We start from the raw sequence: 23859 nt of genomic DNA, 5'->3' as shown, positions 1-23859 counted from the left end.
GGCACCCTCGCCGCAGCGCCGGTCACGGCACACGCAGCTCCTTGGCGGGTGCGCGTCGGAACACCAGCCGGCCGACCTTGCGTGGCGCGTTGGTCAGGACGGCCAACGGGGCCATCACCTTGGGCACGCGGACCTCCGGCCGGTCGCGCTCGATGGCGTCCACGGTCGCCGCGACCAGGTCCTCCATCGGCGTGACGTCGCGCCCGCCGCTGTCCTCGGCCAGCACCCGGAGCGGCCCGTAGCGGCGCGCCTCGTCGTCCATGTCCGTGGCCACGGACGCCAGGGTGACGGTCGTGAAGGTGATGGGGTCGTCGCGCAGGTCGGCCCGCAGCCCGGCGGTGAAGTGGGACAGGCCGGCCTTCGACGCCCCGTAGGTGACGAGGCCCGGCGGGGCGAACACCGCGGCCATCGACGACAGGTTGACGATCTGCCCTCGCCCGCGGGCGAGCATGCCGGGCAGGACCAGCCGGCACAGGTGCACGGGCGCCCGCAGGTTCAGGGTCACGACCTGCTCGATCTCGGCCAGGGTGCGGTCCACGAACCAGCCGACCCCCGACACGCCGGCGTTGTTGACCAACACGTCGACCGGACCGACGCGCTCGACCAGTCCTGGGAGCGCCGCGAGGTCGGTCAGGTCGCACGGGTGAGCGGTGCCACCGGTCCGTTCCGCGACCGCGTCGAGCTGTGGGGACGGGCGGGCGACCAGCGCCAGCTCCGCCCCACGGGCCGCGAACGCCTCCGCCAGCGCCGCACCGATGCCGCGCGAGGCACCGGTCAGCAGCACGCGCCGTCCGGCCAGCTTCACGCCAGCGGCCGGGGCGTCTCGAAGGTCGCCTGCATGTGCTCGGTCCACGTCGACAGCGCCGCGCCGGTCGGTAGCCCGAGGGACGCCAGTTCCTTCGCGACCGGGTGTGAACCGAGCTCCAGGTGCACCCCGGCGCCGCCGGCGACCACCCCCGATCCGGTCCCCCACTGGGTGAAGGCCGTGGCGTGGGGCGCACCGTCGATCAGCGTGTAGGACGTCATCGGCAGCCGGGGCGCCTCGGCGTCGCCGCCGCGAGGTGCGGTGAGGGTCAGGACGTGTTCGCCGTCCATCGTCAGCGTCCAGGTGGTGGTGCCCGCCCCGTCGGTGCGGTCGATCGTCTGGAGGGTCTTGGGGAACCCCCAGATCCGACGCCCGGCCTCGCAGGTGAACGGCTGGTCGACGGGCAGGTGGACGATGAAGTTGCCGACCTCGCCGCCGCCGGTCGGCTGGACGAAGAGGATGATGCCGACCTCGAGGTAGGCGCCGAGGTCGTTGTCGCGGTAGTCGACGAGGGCGATCGCGAGGTTGGTCCGGCCGGGTGAGGTCTCGGCGACCTCGAAGGTGGCGGGCAGCAACTCCTGGCCGGCGGTCGCGTCGACCTCGAACAGCACCGTGGCGGCGCTGGCATCGCGCACCTCGACGGGCATCGTCACGGTGCGGTCGTCGATCCGGTAGGTGGTCACGGTCGCTCCAGGTCGGTCAGTGGGATCCGGGTGAAGGTCAGGTCGAACTCGCCGTCGACCTTCAGGGCACGACAGGCGAGGTTGCCGCTGGTCAGCCCGGTGGTCGCCAGCCAGGGGCGGACCCCGGGGTCGAGGTGGGCAACGGTGACCCGGAACGGGTCGCCGGGGACGCCGCCGATGTCACGCCCGGACAGGGCGACCGGGTGGTGCACCCAGTCACCGCTCTCCATGAACCGGCTGAGCAGCGAGATGGACCAGTAGCGGCAGGCGGGGACCACCCCCTCGACCACGATGGCCTCGTCGTCCTCCAGCCGGTCGAACCACTGACCGGTGTAGGAGATGGCCGGTGTCGGCATGACTCGGAGGACGGCCTGCCACGCCGACTCGTCCAGCTCCGGGCCGGGTCCCTGGTCGGCGCGGAAGACGGAGGTCGCCATGGAGGCCGACAGGGCGCTGAGCGTCACCTCGGCCTCGACGGTGTCGCGCACGTAGGCACCGAGCCGGTCGAGGCGTGCCGCGAGCACCTCCTCGTCCAGCGGCGGTGGCGGACCGGGGTCCGGCACCTGCTCGATGGTGTAGGTGGCGGGCAACTCGGTGGCCGGGTCGACGACGTACTGGCGGACCATGACCTCGGTGACATCCGGATCGAGGGGGAGGTCGCCGCCGCCGGGCCGCAGCCACAGCTCGAACGTGCCGTCCGGCCGCACCGCCATCTCGTCGTCGTCGATGTTGGCCGCGATGCGCTTGGCACCGCTCTCGTCGGTGCCGTACAGGCAGACCCCGAGGTAGGCGCAGGTGCCGCGTCGGCCACGGATGACGTACGTGCGGCTGCCGTCGATCACCGCCGCGTCGTAGACCGTGCCCGGGTTGTCGCCGTACATCTTGCGGTGGGCGCTCATCCAGCGCGTGAACGCGGGACGTTCCGGGTCGCCCTTCTCCACGAGCATCTCGGTCGCGATCGACAGGATGCGCAGCAGGTGGCGGTGCCCCTCGGCCCGTTCCCGTCCGTCTCGGGCACCGAGCGGTCCGTCGACGACCTCGGCCGCCTCGGCGAGCCGTTCGAGCAGCCCGTCCCAGGCCTTCACGCGTCCACCATGAACCGTCCCCGGTAGCCGGCGAAGGCGGCGTCGACCTCGTCGGCGTCGAGACCGAACTCGTCGAGGGTGTAGCGGTGGCTGCCGTGCTTGTCGCGGGGGTTGTCGGTCAGGTAGGCGCGCACGCCCTCCTCGACCGCAGGTGTCACCTCGAGGCCGAGCCGGTCGTAGATGTGGCGCGTGGTGCCGACCGGGTCGCGGACGGTGTCCTCGTAACGGACGTCGACGACCCGGTCGTCGGGCAACCGGTCGCGGACCTGCATCGTTCGTTCCAGCCCCCACACCCACGCGTCGAGCTGTTCGCGCCCGACCTGGTGGGGGTCGACCGCGCCGCTCACTGAGCTGCGCATCGCGCACATCAGGCTCGAGACCGACGCGAGCACCTCGCTGGGGTCGCGGTGGGTCTGGACCAGCATCGCGTCGGGGAAGACCTCGAGGAGCGCATCCAGCCACATCAGGTGGCCGGGGGTCTTCAGGATCCAGTGCCGCCCGCGCCGGGCGGACTGCAGGTACTGCAGGAACTGGCGCTCGAAGCGATAGGCCGGGACGAGGTCGGCCTGACGCAGCCAGGTCCAGTACGACGGCACCGGGAAGGCCGTGACGAACTCGTAGGAGGCGAACTGCGGCGCCTGCAACGCGAGGCACTCCTGGGGCAGGCGCGCGCCGAGCGGGTGGATGTGGTCGATCCCGGGCGCGATCCGACGGAACCGCGCCAGGTCCCTGTCCATGGCGGCGATGCGGTCGGGGTCGTCCGCGGCGGGCGGAGGGAACGGCCGGCTGACCTCCCAGGTGGCCGGGGATCGCATCGACGGGTCGGCGGCGAGCATCCCGTACAGCACGGTCGTCCCGGTCCGAGGCAACCCGAGGACGAACAACGGGCGTTCGACCCGCTCGTCGGCCACCTCGGGGTGGCACCGCTGGTGGTCCACCAGGCGCAGCCGCGTCTCGAGCAGCCCGACGATCCGCGTTCGCGCGGCGAGCCGCCCGAGCGTGGTCAGTTGCGCTTCACCCTCGAGCGACGCCAGCAGGACCCCGAGCCCCTCGCGGAACCCTTCGTCGCCGAGGTCGGACAGCCCGGTGCGACGCCGCGCCGCCGCGATGAGCTCCGCCTCGTCGAGCCCGGGCCCCCACCCGAGGCGCGACACCACCCCACCCACGCCGTTGAACACCCGCAACGCCCGACCCTGCGCCAACACCGTCGCCAACGCCCACACCTCATCCCGAAGTGGAACACGTTCTACCACGGGAGGTGCCCCAAGGTCGACCCCCTCCCCACCCGTCCGGCGAGAGGGCTCAGAGCGAGGGCGGGGGGCGGCGGCAACCGGCGGCATCGGGAACGCGCCGAGAGAGCCGAACTCGGGGCCGACGACGGGGGCAACTGGAGCCGCACGGTGCGACGACGAGCCAACCACCCGGCAGCGAGCCGCGTCACGAGAGAGCGGGAGCCGGGAGCGGGCGGGCGGCGGGGGCAACTGGAGCGGCACGGCGCGACGACGAACCGAAGGGTCGTCGCGCCGGCCGCGAGTGGCGCCCCCGACGATCCGGACGCCCCCGGCGGCGAGACCGCGAAGACGCAGCGAGATCAGACGTTCATACCCATCGCCCGCATCTCCTCGCGGACGTAGTCCGCGATCATGGAGGTGTCCCACGGCGGGGTGAAGGTGAACTCGACCTCGACGCGGTCGACGCCGGGCATGGCGCCGAGGATGACGGAGCACTGCTGGTGGATGACCTCGGTCAGCGGACAGCCCATGGAGGTCAGCGTCATGCGCACGTGGGCGTAGCCGCGTTCGGGCTTGGTGACCTCGTAGACGAGGCCGAGGTCGACGATGTTGTAGCCGATCTCGGGGTCGACGACGGCCCGTAGGCCGTTCATCAGGTCCTGGGAGGCGGGCATGCCGTCCTCCTCCAGGGGGAGGTCGGCGAAGGGGTGGTTCGACGAGGGGGCGGGGGTCTCATCGGCGTCGGGCGCACCGGTCGTCGCCTCGGCCTCGGGCGCACCAGACTCGGTGTCGGCCTCGGGCAGGTCGTCGAGCCCGAGGGCGTCGCGGTCGACCGGTTCGCGCGTGGTGGTGTCGGTCTGATCGGACATGGTGGGCCTCAGTCGTCGTCTCGGGTTCGGGGCGCTAATCGTCGTAGGTGACGGCGCTCTCGGTGGCGCCACGTTCGTAGGTCTCGATGGCGTCGCGGACGGCCATCCACCCGAGGAGGGCGCACTTGACGCGGACAGGGAACTTGGCCACGCCTTGGAAGACGATGCCGTCCTGGAGGTCGTCGGGCCGGCCGGGCTCGTCGCCGTGCATCATCAGGCGGAAGTCCTCGGCGAGGTCGAGCGCGTCCTTCAACTCGCGGCCCTTGACGGCCTGCGTCATGGCGGACGCCGACGCCTGGCTGATCGAACAGCCTTCGCCGTCGAAGACCAGCCCGTCGACCTTGCCGTCCGCGACCCGCAGGCGCAGGTCCATCTCGTCGCCGCACAGCGGGTTGGAGTGGTGGACGTGGACGTCCTCGTCCTCGAGCGACGGCGCACGGTTCTTGGGCGCGCGGTAGTGGTCGAGGATGATCTCCTGGTACAGGTCCTCGAGGCTCACAGGCGGGTCTCTCGTTCAGGCGGCGGTCGCGGGGTGGGGCGAGGGGAACGCCTCAGCGGGCGAAGAACTTCCGGGCGGCGGTGAGGCCGTCGAGCAGCGGCTGCAGGTCGTCCTCACCGTTGTACAGGTAGAGGCTGGCCCGGACGGTGGCGTTCACCCCGAGGGTACGCATCAGGGGCTTGGCGCAGTGGTGGCCGACGCGGACGCACACCCCGTGCTGGTCGAGCATCGCGCCGATGTCGTGTGGGTGGACGCCATCGACGGTGAACGAGATCGCGCCGCCCCGGAGCGCCGCTTCGGCGGGACCGTGGACGCTGACACCGTCCAGGCTGCGGAGGCCCTCGAGGAAGGTGGCGGTCAACTGTCGCTCGTGGGCTCGGACGGCGCCGAGGCCGAGCGAGCGGAGGTACCCGATGGCAGCGGCGAGGCCGGCGGCCTCGGCGATCATCGGGGTACCGGCCTCGAACTTGTGGGGCACCTCGTTCCAGGTCACCTCCTCGAAGGAGACCTCGCGGATCATCTCGCCGCCGGTGAGGAACGGATCCATGGACTCGAGCAGCTCGGGCCGGGCGATGAGGGCACCGATGCCCGTCGGGCCGCACATCTTGTGGCCGGTCACGACGTAGAAGTCGACGCCGAGGTCGCGGAAGCTGACGGGCATCTGCGGGACGGCCTGGGCGCCGTCGACGTGGACGATGCAGTCGGGGTTCGCCTCGCGGACGATGGCGGCCACCGCGGCGACGTCGTTGATGGTCCCGAGCACGTTGGAGACGTGCACGACCCCGGCGAAGCGCACCTTGCCGTCCGCGACGAGGTCACGGGCCGCGTCCAGGTCGAGCTGGCCGTCCTCGGTGATGGGGATCTGGCGGACCTCGAAGCCGAGGTCCTTGGATGCGTGCAGGAACGGCACGAGGTTGGCGTGGTGCTCCATGCCGGTGGTCAGCAGGGCGTCGCCCTCACGGAGGTTGCGCCGCACCCACGAGTAGGCCACGAGGTTGCACGCCTCGGTGGCGTTCTTGGTGAGCACGACCCCGCGCCGGTCGGCGTCGACCAGGTCCGCCAGCGCGGTCCGGCCGCCCTCGTAGAGGTCGGTGGCCTCCTCGGCGAGGGCGTAGACACCACGGTGCACGTTCGACCGGGACCAGCGGTAGTAGCGGTCCATCGCGTCGAGCACGGGCTGCGGGGTCTGCGACGACGCTGCGGAGTCGAGGTAGACCAGACGGTTGCCGTGCAGCTCACGGGACAGGACCGGGAAGTCCTTCCGGATCGTCTGCACGTCGAGCGTCATCGCCGTTCCTGTCTGGTGGGGTGCTGGCCGGTTGCGCCGTGCCGGCAGCGTGCCCGTCCCGCCGCGGTCACGCTCTGGTCAACAGGGGGAAGGTGACCCCGGGGGGCAGCCGTCACGCGTTGGCGCTGACCTGGTCGTAGCCCTCGTAGCCCTTGGCTTCGAGCTCGTCGGCGAGCTCGGGGCCGCCCGACGCGACGATCCGGCCGGCGAACATCACGTGGACCTCGTCGGGGCGGATGTAGCGCAGGATGCGGGTGTAGTGGGTGATGATCAGGACGCCGAGGTCGGGGCCCTGGAGGCGGTTGACACCCTCGGAGACCGTCTTGAGCGCGTCGACGTCGAGGCCGGAGTCGGTCTCGTCGAGGACGGCCAACTGCGGACGCAGCAGCGCCGCCTGGAGGATCTCGAACCGCTTCTTCTCGCCGCCGGAGAAGCCCTCGTTGACCGAGCGCTGCAGGAACGACTCGTCGACACCGAGTTCGGCCATCTCGGACTTGAGGCGCTGCATGAACTCGCGGATCGGGACGTCCTCCTCCGACACGGCGTTGAGCGCCGTGCGCAGGAAGTTGGTCAGCGACACGCCGGGGACCTCGACCGGGTACTGCATGGCGAGGAACACCCCGAGGCGGGCGCGTTCGTCGGGGGTGAGGTCGGTGAGGTCGGTGCCCTTCCAGGTCATCGTCCCACCGGTGACGGTGTAGGCGGGGTGGCCCGCGATCGCGTAGGCGAGCGTGGACTTGCCCGAGCCGTTCGGCCCCATCAGGGCGATGGTCCTGCCCTGGTCGAGGTCGATCGTGACCCCCTTGAGGATCTCGTTGTCGTCCACCTCGACCGTCAGGTCGCGGATCTCGAGGTCAGCCATCTGTTCGTCTCTTCGTCGGTTCGGTCCCGGCGCCCAGCGGGCTGCTGCGGGAGGGAGCAGGTCGGTCTAGAAATCCGGTGCGGTCGCGCCGTTGAGGGCGACGCTGACGTCGACGAGCACGTCGTCACCGTCGAGCGTCACGGCGTAGGTCGGGACGGGCCTCATCGCGGGCAGCGAGGAGGGTCGCCCGTCATCGAGCGAGAACGTCGAGCCGTGCAGGGAGCACTCGACCTCGTGATCGAAGACCTGGCCGCCCTCCGACAACGACCACTCCTGGTGGGAGCAGACGTCGTGGACGGCGCGCACGTCGTCGCCGAGGCGCACGAGGCAGACCGGCACACCGTCGACGTCCACCCGGGTCGGGGTGAGGTCGGGCAGGCCGGCGAGCGAGGCCACACGGGTCCCCATCGTCAACGGGTCGCTTCGTCGTGGAGGGCCGCGTCGTTGACGGCGAGCGCCGCGACATCGACGGTGGCGATCTCGGCCTCGATGTGGGACATGGCGCGGTCCTCGACGCCGGGCAGGTCGACCTCGGCGAGGATCTCGCGGAAGAAGCCCTGCACGATCAGGCGCAGCGCCTGCTCGCGCTGGATGCCGCGGGACTCGAGGTAGAACAGGTGACGAGCGTCGATCTGGCCGGTCGCCGAACCGTGGCCCGCGGTGATGTCCGCGCACTCGATCTCGAGGAACGGGGTCGAGTCGGCGCGCCCGCCCGGCGAGAGGATCAGCGACCGGTTGGTCTCGTCGGTGGCGGTGCCGACCGCGTCCTTGTGCACGAAGATGTTGCCGCGGAACACGGTGCGGGCCTTGCCCTGGAGCGCACCCTTGAACAGCACGTCCGAGGTGGCGTGCGGGGCGAGGTGGCGCACGTAGGGCTGCAGGTCGAACCACTGACCGGCACCGGCGAAGTACAGCCCGAGCGGGCGCGTGGACGCGCCCGGACCGACCAGGTCGACCTCGGGCCGCAGCCGCACGGTCTGTCCGCCGACGGTCACCGACAGGGTGCGGACCGACGCGTCGCGGTGCGCCGCGGCCTTCTGCAGGCCGAGGTGACGGACGGGACCGCCCCACTCCTGCAGGCTGACCACGTCGAGCGCGGCGCTGTCCTGGACGATGAACTCGGCGACCTCGTCGACGAGGGCGGTGACGTCCGCCACCGACGTGTGCTCGAGGTAGATGGTGGCGCGCGCGTGGTGACCGAGGACGGCGAGCACCCGCGGCAGGTGGGCGCCCGGCTGGCTGACGTGGACGTGGACGCCGATCGGGGCGGCGACCTCGACCTCGGCCGGCACGTGGATGAACACCCCACCGGTCCAGGCGGCGTCGCTGACGGTGATGGTGCGGTCCTCGTCCGAACCGGTCCCGCCGTCCACCGAGGTGGTCAACGAGCCGAGGTGCTGACGGACGAGTGCCTCGTGGGACAAGGCAGCCTCGGCGAGGTCGACGACGACCACGCCCTGGTCGGCGAGGGCCGCGGGCACGACCACGTCGGTCAGACGCCCGTCGACGATGGTGGCCTCGACGGTCTCGATCTCGAGCGAGGAGACGAGCGACGCCGGTGCCTGCGCGTCGCTGCCGAGGGCGACCGGGAGGTCGACGTCGATGCGGCGCGAGAACGGGGTCGAACGCCAGAACTCGTCGGCGCGCGAGTCGGGCCACGCCTGGTCGGTGTAGCGCTTGGTGGCCGCCAGCCGCCGGTCGACGAGCCAGCTCGGCTCGTCACCGGCGAGGGACCTGACGGCATCCTCGTCGAGCCCGTCGAGACGGGCCTGTGTCGTGGCGTCGGTCATCCGATGGCGCCTTCCATCTCCAGCGCGATCAGACGGTTGAGCTCGACGGAGTACTCCATCGGCAGCTCGCGCGCGATCGGCTCGATGAAGCCACGCACGATCATCGCGGTGGCCTCGTCCTCATCGATGCCACGCGACTGCATGTAGAACAGCTGGTCGTCCGACAGCTTGGAGACGGTCGCCTCGTGCTCGATGGTGGCGTCGTCCTGCTCGATCTCCATGTACGGGTAGGTGTCGGTCCGCGAGGTGTCGTCGAGCATCAGCGCGTCGCACTTGACGGCCGACCGCGCGTGGTGGGCGCCCTCGTTGATCGAGACCAGGCCCCGGTAGCTGGTGCGACCGGTGCCCTTGGAGATCGACTTCGACAGGATGTTGGAGGTGGTGTACGGCGCGGCGTGGACCATCTTGGCGCCGGCGTCCTGGTGCTGGCCGTCGTTGGCGTACGCCACCGACAGGACCTCGCCCTTGGCGCCCTCGCCGGTCAGCCACACCGCGGGGTACTTCATGGTGACCTTGGAGCCGATGTTGCCGTCGATCCACTCCATGGTGGCGTTCTTCTCGGCGACGGCGCGCTTGGTCACGAGGTTGTAGACGTTGGTCGACCAGTTCTGGATGGTCGTGTAGCGGACGCGGGCGCCCTCCTGCACGACGATCTCGACCACGGCCGAGTGCAGCGAGTCCGAGCTGTAGATCGGCGCGGTGCAGCCCTCGACGTAGTGCACGTAGCTGCCGGGGGCGGCGATGATCAGGGTGCGCTCGAACTGGCCCATGTTCTGCTTGTTGATGCGGAAGTAGGCCTGGAGCGGGATGTCGACCTTCACGCCCTCGGGGATGTAGATGAACGAGCCGCCGGACCACACGGCGGTGTTCAGCGCCGCGAACTTGTTGTCGTTGGGCGGGATGATGGTCGCGAAGTGCTTGCGGAACAGCTCCTCGTGCTCGTGCAGCGCGGTGTCGGTGTCGAGGAAGATCACGCCCTGCTCCTCGAGGTCCTCACGGACCTTGTGGTACAGGACGGTCGACTCGTACTGGGCGGCGACACCGGCCACGAGGCGCTCGCGCTCGGCCTGGGGGATGCCGAGCTTCTCGTAGGTCTCGAGGATCTCCGGCGGCAGCTCGTCCCAGGTGGTGGCCTGCTTCTCGGACGCCTCGACGTAGTAGTAGATGTTGTCGAAGTCGATACCGGACAGGTCCGAGCCCCAGTTCGGCATCGGGCGCCGGCGGTAGGCGTCGTAGGCGCGCAGCCGCAGGTCACGCATCCAGGTGGGCTCGTTCTTGCGGTCGCTGATGGCCTCGACGGCCTCACGCGTCAGACCCCGCTCGGAGGTGTAGGCGTAGTCGTCGGAGGTGTCGGACCACCCGAACTTGTAGTCCTCGAGGTCCTTGGCGAGCTTGGCCTGGTTCTGGCGCGCGTCGCTGGTCTCGGGATCGGTCGGGGTGGGGAGCCCGATCTCGGTCTGACTCACGGTGCGTCCTCTCGGAGGTGGTCGCTGACGTTCGGACCCACGACCGGCAGGAGGCTGCCGGACACGGGAAGCTCATCGGGGATGACGGCGACGCCGTCGGCGTCACGGTCGGTGGTGCGGGGGGTCACGCAGCACACGCAGGCATCGGCGCCGCCGGTGACGGTGGTGCGGCGTCGCAGCTGGACGTCGCGGCCGAGGACCTTGGCGAAGGTTGCGGCCTCGAAGGCGCACACCTCCGGGTGGTCGCGGGCGACGTTCTCGATGGCGCAGTGGTCCTGGGTGAGGGTGAAGCTGTCACCGTCGCTGGTGATCGACGCGGAGAACCCGGCGGCCGACAGCGCGTCGGCGAGCTGGCCGAGCCGGTCCTCGAGGTCGTCGGCGGTGATCGCGTCCCCGAGTTCGCCGACCTGCCGCTCGAGCCGCCAGCGCAGGAACGCGCGGATGCCGTCGCGCCCCTGGGTCTGGCCGAGGAAGTCGAGCGCCTCGGCGGCGAGCTGGTCGTAGGCCGCCGGGAACAGCCGGCGGGCGTCCGCCGTGAGCTGGTAGCGCGCCGCCGGGCGGCCGCGGCCCTGGTTGACCGTACGCGCGTCGACCAGACCCTCGTCCTCGAGGACGCCGAGGTGGCGGCGGGTGGCGACCTCGGAGATGCCGAGGTGGGCGGCCAACTCGGCCACGGAGGCGTCACCCTCGCTGCGCAGGTGGTGGACGATCGCGGCGCGCGACTCACCGAGCAACGACACCAGCGAGCGAGCGGCGGCCGTCGTGGCCGTCCCTGCCTCGGTGTCGGTGGTGCTCGTGGTCACGGGTCACCCTCGGGTCGCGATCGGTGGTTGGTGGCCAGGGTCGGTCGTACAGGGGTCCGTCACGGCCACGTGTGGGGGGAACGCGGGAGGCGCGCGAGGACTTCCTCAACCGCGATGTTGCGATAGTACGGAGCGGCCACCGCACCCCGCAACGAAGGGCGCCCTCACCTCGGCGAGCGGCCGGGGAGGTGCCCGGCAGCGCTGCGCCTGTGCAGCGGCACCGGCCGCGGCGTCGGCACCTCCGCACGGCACCGGCCACCCACCGGACAGACCGTCGACGTCCGCGTCAGGTGGGCGTACAAGTGATGGTGCACCCGCGCCCTCGCGCGGGGCGCGGCCCGTCCCCTCGGGCTCCCGCCGAGACGCAGCTGTGCGCTCGGATGGGTGGTCCGCCGAGCGTCGGGCGCGTCACCGCCAGGACGTGCCTCGCCGCCGAATGGCGCGAACACGAGCGGGTGCGTGCCACCACCGGACGCGCGAGCCGGCTCCGCCCGTGAGGAGGGCGTCGAGCCCGCCGGCAGGTGGCCGAGCCCCGGGACGAAGCGGACCGGTCGGGTGGCCCGATCGGCACAACGGAAGAGACCTCGAAGCGTCTCCCGGGGCTCCCTACCTCCCCCGCACGACGGCCCCGTCGGGCGCGTCGAGCGCGACCGTGCGGATCAGCGCTGGCCGCGGCGGCGGATCTGCTCGTCGAGCACGAACCGGCGGAGACGTTCACGACGGTCGGGGTCGTCGTCGACGAGCGCGAGGCCGAGCCGGACCTGGCGCGGTTCACCCTCGGTGGGTGGCAGCGGTTCGGCGCGGACCACGTGCGCGTGGGCGACCAACGGTTCGTCGTCGGGGACGGCGACGGTGACCTCCACGGTGGTCCCCATCTCGGGTGCGTCGCGCAGGACCACGGTGCACGAGACCCCGGTCTCGCTGAGATCGTCGGTGACGGCCTCGGTCGGGACGCTCGGACCGCCGATGGGCCGCAGCGCCGCCGTGAGGGCGATCGGCAGGCGGAACGCGGTCCGACGCTGCTCACGTGCGGTGCGTTGGACGTCGAGGACCCACGAGGTCACCACGTCGACCTCGGTGCCGACCAGGTGCCCCTCGGCGACCACCAGGCCGAGCTCGGTCGGCCAACTGACCACCACCCGCCCGCCGACGGCGAGCTCCACGACGTCGCCACGTGGCTCGGTCGGCGCGACGACGACCAGGCGGGAGCCGTGGACCGCCTCGACGCGGGTGAGCCAGGTGCGCGCGCGGTCGACGACGCCTGCTTCGACCACCGCACCGACGCGCGGCAGATCGGCGGGAGGCCGCGGCCGCGGCTGCGCACGGCGGTGCCCTCGGCGGCCCACGTGTCCTCCTCCCCCGGTACCCGGCGTTGCCGATGGTGTCGGCCGGAACCCCTCCGACACGAGCGGTTCCCGCCCGCGACCGACGCCGGCACCCAGATGGTGACGGGCCGGGCGGATCGTCTCAGCCCGGCGCGCCGGTCAGGGCAGCGTGACGAACTGGGCGAGGAACGCCCGGGCGGACTCGGTGTCCACGCGATAGGTGGTCCCGGTCGCGACGCACATGCTGTCACCCCAGGAGGTGATGGAGACCACGATGTCGGTCTCCTGCGCCCCGGCGCCGAGGAACGTCGGACCGCCGGAGTCCCCGAAGCAGCTGCCTCCATCATCCCTGGCGTCGACCTGGGACAGTTGCAGCCAGCTCGGGAGCAGCGCCAGGAACCGCGAGACCGCCACGCGCCGCTCGCCCGTGTAGGGATGGACCGGGGGCCCCTCGCCGAACTCGGGCTCTTGGACGCCGTAGCCGACGACCGTGAACAGCTGGTCCTTGAGCCCGTTGCCGACGTTGAGTTGATCGAGGAGACCGGCTGTCGGCAGCGACGCCGGAGAGATACCCGCTGCCGGCTCGTCCAACACGATCACGGCGATGTCGTGGGCGTCGGACGTGCCACCCGGACCGCTGAAGCCGAAGTCCGGGTGGGTGTGCGTGGTGCCACGGATGATCGCGGACGTCTCCGGATCGAACACGGGATCGAAGCTGACGCCGACCTGCAGTTCCTGAGCCTCCGCGAACTGCGTGCAATGGGCGGCCGTCAGGAAGACATCGTCCTCGATCAGCGTCCCTGAACAGACGTGCCACCAACCGGTCTCCGGGACGTCGACCACCATCGCACCGACGTTCGGATGGCCGTCACCGTCGAACTGCCCCCACGTGATGGCCAGCGCCGGCGTGGCGACGAGCAGCACGAAAGCCATGCCGACAGCCGCGATGGCGGTGCGCCTCTGTCGCCGCTTCCCTCGCATCGACTGCCCCCCTGCTCGTCCAACGCGCCATCCAGTCTTCTCCCGGTCACACGGGCTGTCAACACCTGTGGGGGTGCGCCGGTGGGCCGGTCGCGCCACTACGGTCCGGGCGCCGTCCATCGACCGGGAGCGCTCCGTGGCCGCACGACCTGACCTCGCCTTCACCCTGCCGCTGACCGGCGTCGACGCCGGGACCGGCATCGAGATCGCCCGGGCGGCGGCGGACCACGGCTTCACGGCCTGCTGGACCGCCGAGGTCCAGGGGCCCGACGCGTTCACCACCCTCGGCGCGCTGGCGGTCGCCACCGACCTCGACCTCGGCGTCGCGGTCGTGCCGGCCCAGACCCGCACCGCGCCGACGCTCGGGATGAGCGCCGTGTCGTTGGCCGAGCTGTCGGGGGGCCGCTTCACCCTCGGCATCGGCGCCTCGTCGGAGGTCATCGTCAGCCGCTGGTCCGGGCAGCCGTTCGACAAGCCGCTGACGGCCGTCCGCGAGACCGTCGAGGCCCTGCGGCCGATGCTCCGCGGCGAGCGGTCCACCGTCGATGGGCAGGTGATCCAGGTCGGCGGCTACAAGCCCCACGCGGTCCCACCGGGCGGCCGCGTCCCCCTCGTCCTCGGCGCCCTCAACCCGCGCTCGTGCCGGATGGTCGGCGAGCTCGCCGTCGACGGCGTCTGCCTCAACCAACTCGCCCCCCACCACGTCCCGCTGGTCCTCGACGAGGTCGCCACCGGGTTCGGCGGCACCATCCCGGGCGACTTCGCCGTCATCGCGCGGCTGTTCGTGGGCGTCACCGACGACGTGCCCGCGATGCGCCAGGTGGTCAAGGCCGTCTTCGGCCCGTACATCGCCACCAGCGTCTACAACAAGTTCTACCGCTGGATGGGTTACGAGGAGGTGGCGCAGGCCGTCCTCGACGCCGGCGGCGACAAGCAGGCGATGGCCGCGGCGGTCACCGACGAGGTGGTCGACGACCTGTTCTGCCTCGGCACGGCCGACGAGGTCGCCGCCAAGGTCGCGGCCTACGCCGAGGTCGGCGTCACCGTCCCCGTCCTCGCCCCGCTCAGCCTCGGCCGCGAGCAGGCCGAGTCGACCCTGTGGGCCGTTGCCGACGCCTACCGGGCGCTCTGACCCGGCGCCGCCCCGCCACGGCTACTGCTGCTGGGCCTGGCGCTGGCGCGCCACCGTCAGGCCCGACGGCGCGTCGAGCGGCTCGACGGCCAGGCGGCGCATCGCCACCGACACCTCGAGTTCGTGCTCGCTCGAGCCCGCGAACACCCCGCGGAACGGGGCGACGTCGTCGTAGTCGCGGCCCCGTCCGATCGTCACGTGCTGCTCGCCGACCTGTTGCTGGTTGGTCGGGTCGAGCGCCATCCAGGTGGCGTTGCGGCCACCCCGCGCCTGGCCCCCGGTCGGCAGGGCCACCTCGACCCACGCGTGGGTCTGGACCTCCACCTCGTCGCCGATGACCTCGGCGCCGGTCGCATCGTCCGCCGTGAACAGGTACCCGGACACGTACCGCGCGGGGATCCCGACGCTGCGGTACATCGCGATGGCGAGGTGGGCGAAGTCCTGGCACACCCCCTGCCCCGCCGCGAACACGTCGTCGACCGGCACCCCGACGTAGGTCTCCCCCGGCGCGTAGGTCAGCCGGCCGCCGACGGCGCGGTGGATGGCGAGGACGGCGCTCACCACGTCCTCGCCGGCGAGGTCGGCTGCCTGCTGGGCCGCGGCCGTCACCTCCGGCCCCGCGGCAACGTGGTTCGACGGTTCGAGGAACTCCAGGTGGTGGTCGCGGAACTCCGGGTCGACCAGGTCGGCGCGCCGGGGCGCGACGGTCACCAGCGGCTGGGCCGCCGTCTCGACCGTGGCCTGGGCGACCACCTCCAGCAGCCGGTGGGGCAGCCGGGCACCGAAGGTGTCCACCCGCGTGCCCCAGTGGTCGGTGTAGCTCGCCACCCGGGACGACGGCGTCGTGGTGACGGCGTAGTGGAGCAGGGCCTGCCGCTCGTCCGAGGCCGGGCAGGCGCGCAGCTCGTTCTGCGACTCGGACACGGGCTCGTCGTAGACGAACCGGGTCGTGTAACGGATGTCGAGCCGCACGGGCGCTCCCTCAGGACGTGGCGATGGCGTGCAGCGCCCCGGTCGGGTGGTGGCGGAAGAACTCGTCGGCGACGTCGGAGGCCACCGCGTTGATGCGGTCCTGGGCCTCGGCGAGGAAGCCGTGCAGCCCGACCTCGAACAGCTCGGTGACGTCGCGGTACTGCAGCGACGCGCTGGTCCGACCGAGGCGCCGCACGGCCCGGGACGGCCGGCCGTCACAGAGGTCCTGGAGCAGCCGCTGCGCGCTGGTCAGGCAGAAGACCACCGACCGTGGCAGGTCCGGTGCCAGCAGCAGGAACTCGACCACGTGCGTGGGGTCCAACGACGCGCGGTAGCGCCGGCGGTAGGCCTCGTAGGCCGAGGCGGACTTCAGGACCGCGACCCAGGCGTGGAAGTCGGCGCGGTCCGCCCCGCGGGGGACCTCGAGGCGGACGCCGTCGGGCCGTTCGTCCTCCACGGGCGGGGGTTGCCCGACGGCCGGCCCGGCTGCGGCGCCACCACGGGCGCCGGCGAGCCGGGCGAAGCTGACGTCGATCAGGCGGCAGGTCATCTCGGCGCGCTCGAGCATCCGGCCGAGCGCCATGAACCGCCACCCGTCGTCCCGGGGCATCGTCTCGGAGGCGGTGCCGTAGATCGCCATGCACGAACGCCGCACGGTGCCGAACAGCTCGTAGGGCTGATCGGCGAGGTCACGCCGCAGGTCGCGGCGGCCGAGCGCGAGGTGCAGGTCGTTGACCGCCTCCCACAGCTCGGAGGAGACCAGCTCGCGGACCGAGCGGATGTTCTCGCGGGCCGAGCCGATCGATGAGGTGATCGACCCCGGATCGGCGCGGTCGAGCACCAGGAAGTGCAGCACCCTCGCGGGGTCCAGCGGACGGTCACCGTAGGCCTGGCGGAGCTGGAGCACGTCGAGCAGTTGCGCCCACGACGCGGTCACCTCGCTCGGCGGCGACTCGAGCAGCGTGTGGTAGGTGACGTCCACCATCCGGGCGGTGTCCTCGGCCCGTTCGACGTACCGGCCGGCCCAGAACAGGTTCTCCGCGAGCCGTGCGAGCATCAGGCCACCTCCCCGTCACCGGCGCGAGCGGACGTGGCGTCTGAGACCTCGACGCCGGCACCGTCGTCGTCGAGGACCCAGGTGTCCTTCGACCCACCGCCCTGGGAGGAGTTGACGACCAGCGAGCCACGCTGGAGCGCCACCCGCGTCAGACCACCCGGGATGACCTCGACGGTCTCGCCCGCGATAGCGAAGGGCCGCAGGTCCACGTGGCGCCCCTCGAGCCGGTCGCCGATCAGCGTGGGATGGCGCGACAGGGCCACCACCTCCTGCGCGATGTAACCCCGCGGGTCGGCGATGATCCGCTCGCGGAACCGGGCGATGTCCTCGTCGCTGGCGCTCGGGCCGATCAGCATCCCGTAGCCGCCGGACTCGGCGACCGGCTTGACCACCAGCTCACCGAGCCGATCGAGCACCTCGGCGCGCTGCTCGGCGTCCCACAGCAGGTAGGTCTGCACGTTGGGCAGGACCGGTTCCTCGCCGAGGTAGAAGCGGATGAGGTCGGGGACGAAGGCGTAGACGGCCTTGTCGTCGGCCACGCCGTTGCCGACCGCGTTGGCGACCGTCACGTTGCCGGCCCGCGCGGCCGACAGCAGCCCGGGGACCCCGAGGATGGAGTCGGGCCGGAACACCACCGGGTCGAGGAAGTCGTCGTCGATGCGGCGGTAGATGACGTCGACGCGCTGCAGACCTTTGGTCGAGCGCAGGTACACCACGTGTTCGTCGACGACGAGGTCGCGTCCCTCCACCAGCTCGATGCCCATCTGCCGGGCGAGGAAGGCGTGCTCGAAGTAGGCGCTGTTGTGCGCGCCCGGGGTGAGGACGACGGCACGGGGGTGCTCACCGGCTGCCGGCGGTGCCACCGACCGCAGGGCGCGCAGCAGCGACGGGCCGTAGTGGTCAACGGGCCGCACCCGCTGCGAGGCGAACACCAGTGGCAGCACCCGGGTCATCGCCGCCCGGTTCTCGAGCACGTAGCTGATGCCCGAGGGGTTGCGCAGGTTGTCCTCGAGCACGCGGTAGGTGCCCTCGTGGTCCCGGACGAGGTCGACGCCCGACACCAGACACCGGGCCGCGTGCGGCACGGGGATGCCGAAGGCCTCGCGCCGGAAACCCTCGGCGGTCTGGATCAGCCAACGCGGCACGACCCGGTCGTGGATCGCGGCCTGTTCGCCGACGTAGAGGTCCTCGAGGAACCGGTTGAGGGCCGTCACCCGCTGGGCGACCCCACGCTCGACGACCTCCCACTCGCTGGCGGGGATGACCCGCGGCAGCAGGTCCATCGGGAAGGTGCGCTCCACCCCGGCGTCCTCGGCGCGGCCCGACGCCGAGGCGACGTCGCCGTAGACGGTGAAGGTGATGCCCTGGGTGCGGAACAGCTGATCACGGATGCGTTCGCGCCGTGCGAGCTCGTCGGCGGTGAAGGTCCGCAACCGGTCGACGACGGCGGTGTAGTGCCGGCGCACGTCGCCATCACCGTCGACGACCTCGTCGAAGAAGGTGCCACGGTCGTAATCGCTGAAGAGATCGCCCACGTGTGCCGACTCTAGTGGTGACGACGCACAGGCGACGGTCGAGCTTGCACCGCTGTCCGGCCGGACCCCGGTAGCGTCCGCCGCACCGGAGAGGTAGGGACGTGGGACGCACCATCGCCGCCGACAGCGAGGGTCTCGCCCGGTCGGGCGCCGCGGAGGAAGCCGTCGCTCGCCACCACCGGGATGCGCTCATCGCCGCAGCGGTCACGTTGGTGGTCTCGGCGGGCCACGACCCGGACCGGGCGGCCTGCGACGAGGCGGCGTGTGGCTTGGCCGACCCGGGCCTCTGCGACGTCGCCCACCGGCTGGCCCGGCTGCCGGACGCACCCACGGTCGTCCCGGCGACGCACGTGGCGCTGGCGTCGGCGAGGTTCGCTGCCGCCCTCACGTCCTCGGCGGACGCCATCCGTCACTGCCGTCAGACGGTCCACATCGGACGCGGCTGCTGGTTCAGCGCCGATGCCGACCTGGACGGCTGCGGCGAGGTACTGCGGCTGCTGCACCGGCTCGGCTGACCGGGCGACCGGTCCCCACACTGGCGCGGGTGCGTTCGGGACGGTCTCAGCGTGCGCCGTCGGTGAGGCGAGGGCCCGCGGACGGGTGCCAGCGGGGCGGGTCGACGGCCGCGTCCACCGCAGCGCCCGTGACGTCGAGCACCAGCGTCGTCCACGCGGCGCCGAACGCCGCGCGGGCATCATCCCCGCGGAGCAGCGCGAGGGCCTGGAAGGTGGTGTCCCACCCGAACTCGTCGATCAGGACCCGGGCCGCGTCCGTGGGTCCGACCGTGGCGATGACAGCCCGGGAGACCCCCATGACGGTGGTGAGACGAGGCTCGTTCGCGTGCTCGTTCACGGTGTCTCCTGCTCGCTCCGGCCCGATCGGCCACGTCGCAGGTCTCAACGACGGCGGGCCCTGGCAGTGACGTCACGCGCGTGGCACGGCACCGGAGGGCGCCCCGCGCGCTCGGGAGGTCACCCGGCCGTTCGTGCGTCAAGCAGGGTCGGGGCGGTGCCGATGTGGTGGCAACGGACGCGCGGGCGCCGGGGTCCACGGACGAGACTGGGGTGACGGTGCATGACGACGGGACAGGGCGCTGGCCCCCGACACGACCAGGGATGACCACGGTCGACCTCGGTCGTGACGGCACCACGGTGACCACACCGTCCGGCGTGCGCCGACGCGTGTCAGTGGCCGAGCACCGCGAGGACGTTGTCCGACGGTTGCTGCAACGCGGCCTGTCCCCCCGTCTGCTCGGCGCGCTCCTGCCGGAGTTCCGGTCCCTGATCGCGGAGCTCACCGAGGCCTGAGCACGCCCCGGAGGTCGGTACCGACGGGCCGCTGTGGCAGGCTCCGTGCGCGCCGGCGCAGGTCGGCGTGGCGCCCGGCTCGTGGGCGCTCGACGGACGGGAGCGGCCGTGAACGACCCAGGGACGACGCAGCGGCCGCTCGAGGGCCGTGTGGTGCTGGTCACCGGGGGTTCCCGGGGCCTCGGCGCCGCCACGGCACGCCGTCTGGCGCGGATGGGGGCCCGGGTCATCGTCACCTACCGCAGCCGCGAGGACGAGGCCGCAGGCGTGGTCGCCGACTGCGAGGCGGCCACCCCGGGCGCGCGGGCCGAGCCGCTCGACCTGCTCGAGGAGACCTCCGTCCGGGCCCTGTTCGAGCGCATCGCCGAGCGGGACGGCCACCTCGACGTGGTCATCGCGAACGCGGCGGCCACGGCGTTCAAGCCGCTGCTCGAGCTGAAGATGCACCAGATCGACAAGACCTTCGCGATCAGCGTGCGCCACTTCCTGCTGCTCGCGCAGCTCGCGTTCCCGCTCCTCGAGCCCCGCCAGGGGCGCATCGTGGCCATCAGCGGCGCGGACACGGTCGGCTACATCCCCGGTCACGGGCTGCTGGCCGCGGCCAAGGCGGGGATGGAGACCATCGTCAAGTACCTGGCGTGCGAGCTCGGCCCCCTCGGGGTCACGGCGGTCGGGGTGCTGCCGGGCTACGTCGACACCGACTCCATCAAGCTGATGACCGGCCCGTTCCACGACAAGCTCGTCGCGGCCGAGGAGCAGACCCACCCGCTTCGGGAGGCCGCGACGCCGGAGGCCGCCTCGGAGGCGATCGCGTTGGTGTGCCTGCCGGAGGCGCGCTGGCTCAACGGGCAGATCGTCCAGAACGACGGTGCCGGGCTGTTCGCCTCCATGGGTCGGTTCGGCCAGGCGTGGGCGATGGTGCCCGACGAGCAGGTCATGCCCGACGTCACCGGTGCCCCGATGCTCGGTGGCCGCCAGGCACCAGCGGACTGACGCTGCCCACGGCCCGGCGGACACGCCGCCGGGTGCCTGGTCAGCGTTCGTGGGGGCGGCAGACCAGGTGCCAGGCGGGGCCCTCGTCCGGGCTGTCGTCGGGCGGGTTCGCGCCGTAGCGCGCCTCGATCACGAGCCCGGCCGCCGAGGTGGCGAGCTCGAGCTCGCCACCGGTGACGACCGCGGCGTCCAGGCGGTCACGCAGGGTGGTGCCGTCGGCGAAGCGGTAGCTGAGGATCGCCCGGCGGCGACCGGTCCACGCCTCGAACTCCTCGGCGGCCACGGCCACGTCGACCGTCGGTGAGCCGTCGGCCGGGTGGAGCCGGCCGGTCGAGCGCACCGGGATCCGCACGAGCCACCACGGGCCGAGCACGTGCAGGGCGACCCGCCCGTCGGGCCGACAACGTGTGGCGGCGCTCGCGAGGACCGCGTGGCGAGCATCGGCGTCGGGCAGCTCGTTGAGCAGCGACGTCGGCAGGACCACGAGGCCGAACGGCGCCATCGGCGGCAGGTCCGTGGCGTCGCGCCCGACGACGGTCGCGGTGTGGCCCACCCGCTCGCGCAGCACCTCGAGCATCGCCGGGTCCCGCTCGACGGCGGTCACCTCCAGGCCGGCTTCGACGAAGGCGGCGGTGAGCCGGCCGGTCCCGGCCCCGAGCTCCAGCACCCGACCGTCGGGGCTGGCGCGCGCCAGGTCCAGCCACCAGCGGTCGGCCTCGACCAGCGGCAGGCGTCGGTAGAGCTCCGTGCGTTCGCTCGCGTCCGGTCGCTCGTCGGTGCGACCCATCACGCGGAGACCTCGTGATCGGCTGCAGCCTCCCCGAGCTGCGGGGTCGGGGCGAGACGTCGGAGGCGCCACGCCAGCCCGGTGCGGCGATCGCTCGGTCGGTCGTGGCGCGCCGCCGCTCGCAGCGCGTCGCCCTGCCCGACCACGATCAACGCGCGCTGCGCCCGCGTGACGGCCGTGTAGGCCAGGTTCCGCCACAGCATGTGGCGGTGGGAGGTGTCGCAGACCAGCACGACGACCGGCCACTCCCCACCCTGGGACTTGTGGACCGTGACCGCCCAGGCGGGGGTGAGCTCGCGGACCTGGTCGCGGCCGTAGGTCACCTCACCCCGCGGGAAGGCGACCCGCAGCTCACCCTTGCGCTTCGAGAGGTCGACCACGCGACCGACGTCACCGTTGGCGACGTCCAGCTCGGGGTCGTTGCGCGTCTGCATGACCCGGTCGCCGACGTGGAACCCGCCGACGTCCTGACGTCCCGCCGCGGGGTTCAGCCGCTCCTTGAGGGCGACGTTGAGCGCGTCGACGCCGACCGGCCCGCGGTACACCGGGGCCAGCACCTGCACGTCGTCGAGGTCGACTCCGAAGTAGTCGGGCGCGCGGTCCGCCACCGTGCGGACCACCCGGTCCACGACCGCGTTCCGGCGGGGCTCCTCGGCCAGGAAGACGTCCTCGTCGGCGCCGGCGAGGTGCCCGACCGCACCGGCCAACAGCTCGCGGGCGAGGCCGACGATGCGGCTGCCGGCGGCCTGGCGGTGCACCTCGGTCAACGCCGTGGTCGGCACGACCCCGCTGCGCAGGATGTCGCGCAGCACGTCCCCCGGCGCGACCGAGGGCAGCTGATCGGGATCGCCCACGAGCACCAGGTGAGCGCCGTCGTCGACCGCGGACACCAGCCGCTCGGCGAGCCACGTGTCGCACATCGACACCTCGTCGACCACCAGCAGGTCGTGGGGCAGCTGCTCGAACCTTCCGTACCTGAACACGAACCCGCCGCCACCGGTGGGACGAGCCTCGAGGAGGCGGTGCACGGTCGTGGCGGGCCTGCCGACCAGCTCCTCCAGGCGTTTGGCAGCCCGCCCGGTCGGCGCGCACAGCGCTACCTCCATCCCCGCGGCCTCGGCTGCGGCGACGACCTCCTGCACGGTGCGGGTCTTGCCGGTCCCCGGACCGCCGGTCAGCACCGAGACCGGCGAGGTGAAGGCGAGGCGGACCGCATCGGCCTGTCCCGACGTCAGCTCCGGGGACGGGTCGACGGCGTCGGCGTGGGGCACCAGGCGCGGCCGCTCGGCGGTCAGCAGCCGCACGATCCCCGCCGCGAGGTCGGCCTCGGTCCGGAAGGCCTCCGGCGGCGCGACCACCTCCTCGCCGTCCACCGTCTCGACAGCGAGCGATCCGTCGGCGACCGCCGCGTCGATCCCCGTGCCGGCGAGGATCGCGTCCACCTTGAGCAGCTTGGACGCGACCTCGGTGCAGGTGGAGCGTGACAGGTGCTGGTGGCCGTCCTGGCGCCGTGCCGCGGTCACCGCGGCGCGGGCTCCGGCGGCCAGGCGACGCGGGTCGGTCGGGGCCAGGCCGAGGTGGCGGGCGAGGTCGTCGGCGTGGGCGAACCGGACGCGGTCGGCAGCCAGCAGCGCGTACGGGTCGTCACGCGCGATCCGGGCCGCATCCCCGCTGAACCGGGCGTGGGCGGCACGGACCGCGTCGAGCGGCCAGCGGACCGGCTCCACCAGGCGCACGAGCTCGCCGAGTGCCTGGCCGGCGACCCACGCCTGGTGGAGCGCTTCGGCCTGGTCCTGGGTCAGTCCCGCTTCGGTGACGAGGCGGCCGTGTTCGTGCTCGATCACCCGGGCCGCGCCGTCACCGAAGGTGGTCACCACCCGGTCGCGGGCCTTCTGCGACACCTCGGCGAACCGCTCGGAGCCGAGGAAGCTGCGCATCCCGGCGGCCGTCGTCGGCGCGATCTGCTCGTAGTAGGTCGCCTCGAACGTCAGCCCGTAGCGGGGGTGGTCACGCCACCGGCCGACCAGCTTGACGCTCTGTCCCTCGACCAGGTCCGACAGCGGGCCGCTGCACCTGGCTCCCTCGGAGCTGTCCCGGCCGGGGTGCTCGGCCGCACCGCCCGGCTCGGGAGCGAGCTCCACGACCCCGAAGCCCGACTCGCTGTCGGCGTAGAACACGCCGAGCACCTCGCCGACGAGTTCGTCGTCGGCCGCGAGCAGCGTCGAGGCCACGGGCGGGCACCTCACGGTCGGATGGCGGCGGGCGGGCCGGGCGGGCGGCCGGCACGGGTCGGGCGGATCGGACGGGTGGATCGGAAGGGCGCAGCGGATCGACCGTAGCGGCTGGTGGGGACGGCTCCGCGGGTCCCGCGCGGCCGGCGGTGGACGG

24 protein-coding genes are annotated in these 23859 nt (G+C 72.3%); 4 read left to right on the top strand and 20 right to left on the bottom strand.

Translation table 11 applies throughout. The annotated features are described in order from the left end of the window. Window positions 1-22: 22 nt before the first annotated feature. From NITAL_RS16160 to NITAL_RS16095, 14 genes are all read right to left on the bottom strand, one after another. Window positions 23-784, bottom strand: coding sequence for an SDR family NAD(P)-dependent oxidoreductase (locus NITAL_RS16160; protein ID WP_211262456.1), 762 nt, complete (start codon window positions 782-784; stop codon window positions 23-25). A 17-nt stretch (window positions 785-801) separates the two neighbouring features. Beyond that, entirely contained in the window at window positions 802-1488 is a 687-nt protein-coding gene (locus tag NITAL_RS16155; protein WP_052667256.1) for an acetoacetate decarboxylase family protein, read from the bottom strand. Further along, entirely contained in the window at window positions 1485-2573 is a 1089-nt protein-coding gene (locus NITAL_RS16150) for a hypothetical protein (RefSeq protein WP_052667255.1), read from the bottom strand. The genes NITAL_RS16155 and NITAL_RS16150 overlap by 4 nt, the downstream gene beginning before the upstream one ends. Continuing rightward, window positions 2570-3778 carry a sulfotransferase family protein gene (locus NITAL_RS16145; protein WP_245617743.1) on the bottom strand — a complete coding sequence of 403 codons (1209 nt, stop codon included), beginning with the start codon at window positions 3776-3778 and terminating at the stop codon, window positions 2570-2572. Before NITAL_RS16145 ends, NITAL_RS16150 begins: the two co-directional genes overlap by 4 nt. Before the next feature lie 386 nt (window positions 3779-4164). Next, window positions 4165-4674, bottom strand: coding sequence for a metal-sulfur cluster assembly factor (locus NITAL_RS16140; RefSeq protein ID WP_052667254.1), 510 nt, complete (start codon window positions 4672-4674; stop codon window positions 4165-4167). A gap of 34 nt (window positions 4675-4708) precedes the next feature. After that, window positions 4709-5173: a Fe-S cluster assembly sulfur transfer protein SufU gene (sufU, locus tag NITAL_RS16135; RefSeq protein ID WP_052667253.1), complete on the bottom strand. Its 465-nt coding sequence runs from the start codon at window positions 5171-5173 to the stop codon at window positions 4709-4711. A 52-nt stretch (window positions 5174-5225) separates the two neighbouring features. Continuing rightward, window positions 5226-6461, bottom strand: a complete 1236-nt coding sequence (locus tag NITAL_RS16130) for an aminotransferase class V-fold PLP-dependent enzyme (protein ID WP_052667252.1) — start codon at window positions 6459-6461, stop codon at window positions 5226-5228. Window positions 6462-6573: 112 nt separating this feature from the next. After that, window positions 6574-7323: a Fe-S cluster assembly ATPase SufC gene (sufC, locus tag NITAL_RS16125; RefSeq protein WP_052667251.1), complete on the bottom strand. Its 750-nt coding sequence runs from the start codon at window positions 7321-7323 to the stop codon at window positions 6574-6576. 66 nt (window positions 7324-7389) lie between these two features. Continuing rightward, complete coding sequence (locus tag NITAL_RS16120) at window positions 7390-7731, bottom strand: non-heme iron oxygenase ferredoxin subunit (RefSeq protein WP_052667250.1); 342 nt, start codon at window positions 7729-7731, stop codon at window positions 7390-7392. Window positions 7732-7733: 2 nt separating this feature from the next. Beyond that, complete coding sequence (gene sufD / locus NITAL_RS16115) at window positions 7734-9113, bottom strand: Fe-S cluster assembly protein SufD (RefSeq protein WP_052667249.1); 1380 nt, start codon at window positions 9111-9113, stop codon at window positions 7734-7736. Then, window positions 9110-10579: a Fe-S cluster assembly protein SufB gene (sufB, locus tag NITAL_RS16110; RefSeq protein ID WP_052667248.1), complete on the bottom strand. Its 1470-nt coding sequence runs from the start codon at window positions 10577-10579 to the stop codon at window positions 9110-9112. Before sufB ends, sufD begins: the two co-directional genes overlap by 4 nt. Continuing rightward, on the bottom strand, window positions 10576-11382 hold the full coding sequence (locus tag NITAL_RS16105) for a helix-turn-helix transcriptional regulator (protein WP_052667247.1): 807 nt from the start codon (window positions 11380-11382) through the stop codon (window positions 10576-10578). The genes sufB and NITAL_RS16105 overlap by 4 nt, the downstream gene beginning before the upstream one ends. A gap of 659 nt (window positions 11383-12041) precedes the next feature. Further along, a complete protein-coding gene (locus tag NITAL_RS16100) occupies window positions 12042-12728 on the bottom strand; it encodes a flagellar brake protein (protein ID WP_052667246.1) in 687 nt (228 codons plus the stop codon). 138 nt (window positions 12729-12866) lie between these two features. Next, on the bottom strand, window positions 12867-13640 hold the full coding sequence (locus NITAL_RS16095; RefSeq protein ID WP_083441655.1) for a S1 family peptidase: 774 nt from the start codon (window positions 13638-13640) through the stop codon (window positions 12867-12869). 184 nt (window positions 13641-13824) lie between these two features. On the opposite strand from NITAL_RS16095, the gene NITAL_RS16090 reads away from it, so the two are divergent. Then, window positions 13825-14820 carry an LLM class F420-dependent oxidoreductase gene (locus tag NITAL_RS16090; protein ID WP_052667244.1) on the top strand — a complete coding sequence of 332 codons (996 nt, stop codon included), beginning with the start codon at window positions 13825-13827 and terminating at the stop codon, window positions 14818-14820. A 21-nt stretch (window positions 14821-14841) separates the two neighbouring features. Here NITAL_RS16090 and NITAL_RS16085 read toward each other — a convergent pair whose 3' ends face one another. Genes NITAL_RS16085 through NITAL_RS16075 form a run of 3 tightly spaced genes read right to left on the bottom strand, consistent with a single transcriptional unit; the run spans window position 14842 to window position 18384 of the window. Next, window positions 14842-15792, bottom strand: coding sequence for a transglutaminase family protein (locus NITAL_RS16085; RefSeq protein WP_052667243.1), 951 nt, complete (start codon window positions 15790-15792; stop codon window positions 14842-14844). A gap of 10 nt (window positions 15793-15802) precedes the next feature. Next, window positions 15803-16849 (bottom strand): alpha-E domain-containing protein, encoded by a 1047-nt coding sequence (locus NITAL_RS16080; RefSeq protein WP_052667242.1) that lies wholly within the window; start codon window positions 16847-16849, stop codon window positions 15803-15805. Beyond that, window positions 16849-18384 carry a circularly permuted type 2 ATP-grasp protein gene (locus tag NITAL_RS16075; RefSeq protein WP_083441653.1) on the bottom strand — a complete coding sequence of 512 codons (1536 nt, stop codon included), beginning with the start codon at window positions 18382-18384 and terminating at the stop codon, window positions 16849-16851. Before NITAL_RS16075 ends, NITAL_RS16080 begins: the two co-directional genes overlap by 1 nt. A gap of 101 nt (window positions 18385-18485) precedes the next feature. On the opposite strand from NITAL_RS16075, the gene NITAL_RS16070 reads away from it, so the two are divergent. Beyond that, window positions 18486-18899 carry a hypothetical protein gene (locus NITAL_RS16070; RefSeq protein WP_052667241.1) on the top strand — a complete coding sequence of 138 codons (414 nt, stop codon included), beginning with the start codon at window positions 18486-18488 and terminating at the stop codon, window positions 18897-18899. Window positions 18900-18945: 46 nt separating this feature from the next. Here NITAL_RS16070 and NITAL_RS16065 read toward each other — a convergent pair whose 3' ends face one another. After that, the gene (locus tag NITAL_RS16065) at window positions 18946-19236 is read right to left on the bottom strand and encodes a hypothetical protein (protein WP_052667240.1); all 291 of its coding nucleotides are present in this window, start codon (window positions 19234-19236) and stop codon (window positions 18946-18948) included. Window positions 19237-19499: 263 nt separating this feature from the next. Here NITAL_RS16065 and NITAL_RS16060 point away from each other — a divergent pair, with 263 nt between their 5' ends. Together NITAL_RS16060 and NITAL_RS16055 are read left to right on the top strand one after the other, a co-directional pair. After that, a complete protein-coding gene (locus NITAL_RS16060; protein ID WP_052667239.1) occupies window positions 19500-19691 on the top strand; it encodes a hypothetical protein in 192 nt (63 codons plus the stop codon). A gap of 108 nt (window positions 19692-19799) precedes the next feature. Beyond that, a complete protein-coding gene (locus NITAL_RS16055) occupies window positions 19800-20684 on the top strand; it encodes an SDR family NAD(P)-dependent oxidoreductase (protein ID WP_052667238.1) in 885 nt (294 codons plus the stop codon). A gap of 40 nt (window positions 20685-20724) precedes the next feature. Here the strand turns inward: NITAL_RS16055 and NITAL_RS16050 are convergent, their stop codons facing one another. Together NITAL_RS16050 and recD2 are read right to left on the bottom strand one after the other, a co-directional pair. After that, entirely contained in the window at window positions 20725-21471 is a 747-nt protein-coding gene (locus NITAL_RS16050) for a class I SAM-dependent methyltransferase (RefSeq protein ID WP_083442211.1), read from the bottom strand. After that, window positions 21471-23702, bottom strand: coding sequence for an SF1B family DNA helicase RecD2 (gene recD2, locus NITAL_RS16045; RefSeq protein WP_052667236.1), 2232 nt, complete (start codon window positions 23700-23702; stop codon window positions 21471-21473). The genes NITAL_RS16050 and recD2 overlap by 1 nt, the downstream gene beginning before the upstream one ends. Window positions 23703-23859 lie beyond the last annotated feature (157 nt).

It is taken from the genome of Nitriliruptor alkaliphilus DSM 45188 (genome assembly GCF_000969705.1).
GTDB lineage: Bacteria > Actinomycetota > Nitriliruptoria > Nitriliruptorales > Nitriliruptoraceae > Nitriliruptor > Nitriliruptor alkaliphilus.
The sequence above is the reverse complement of the archived record's forward strand: the minus strand, read 5'-3'. Positions and strand labels throughout refer to the sequence as shown.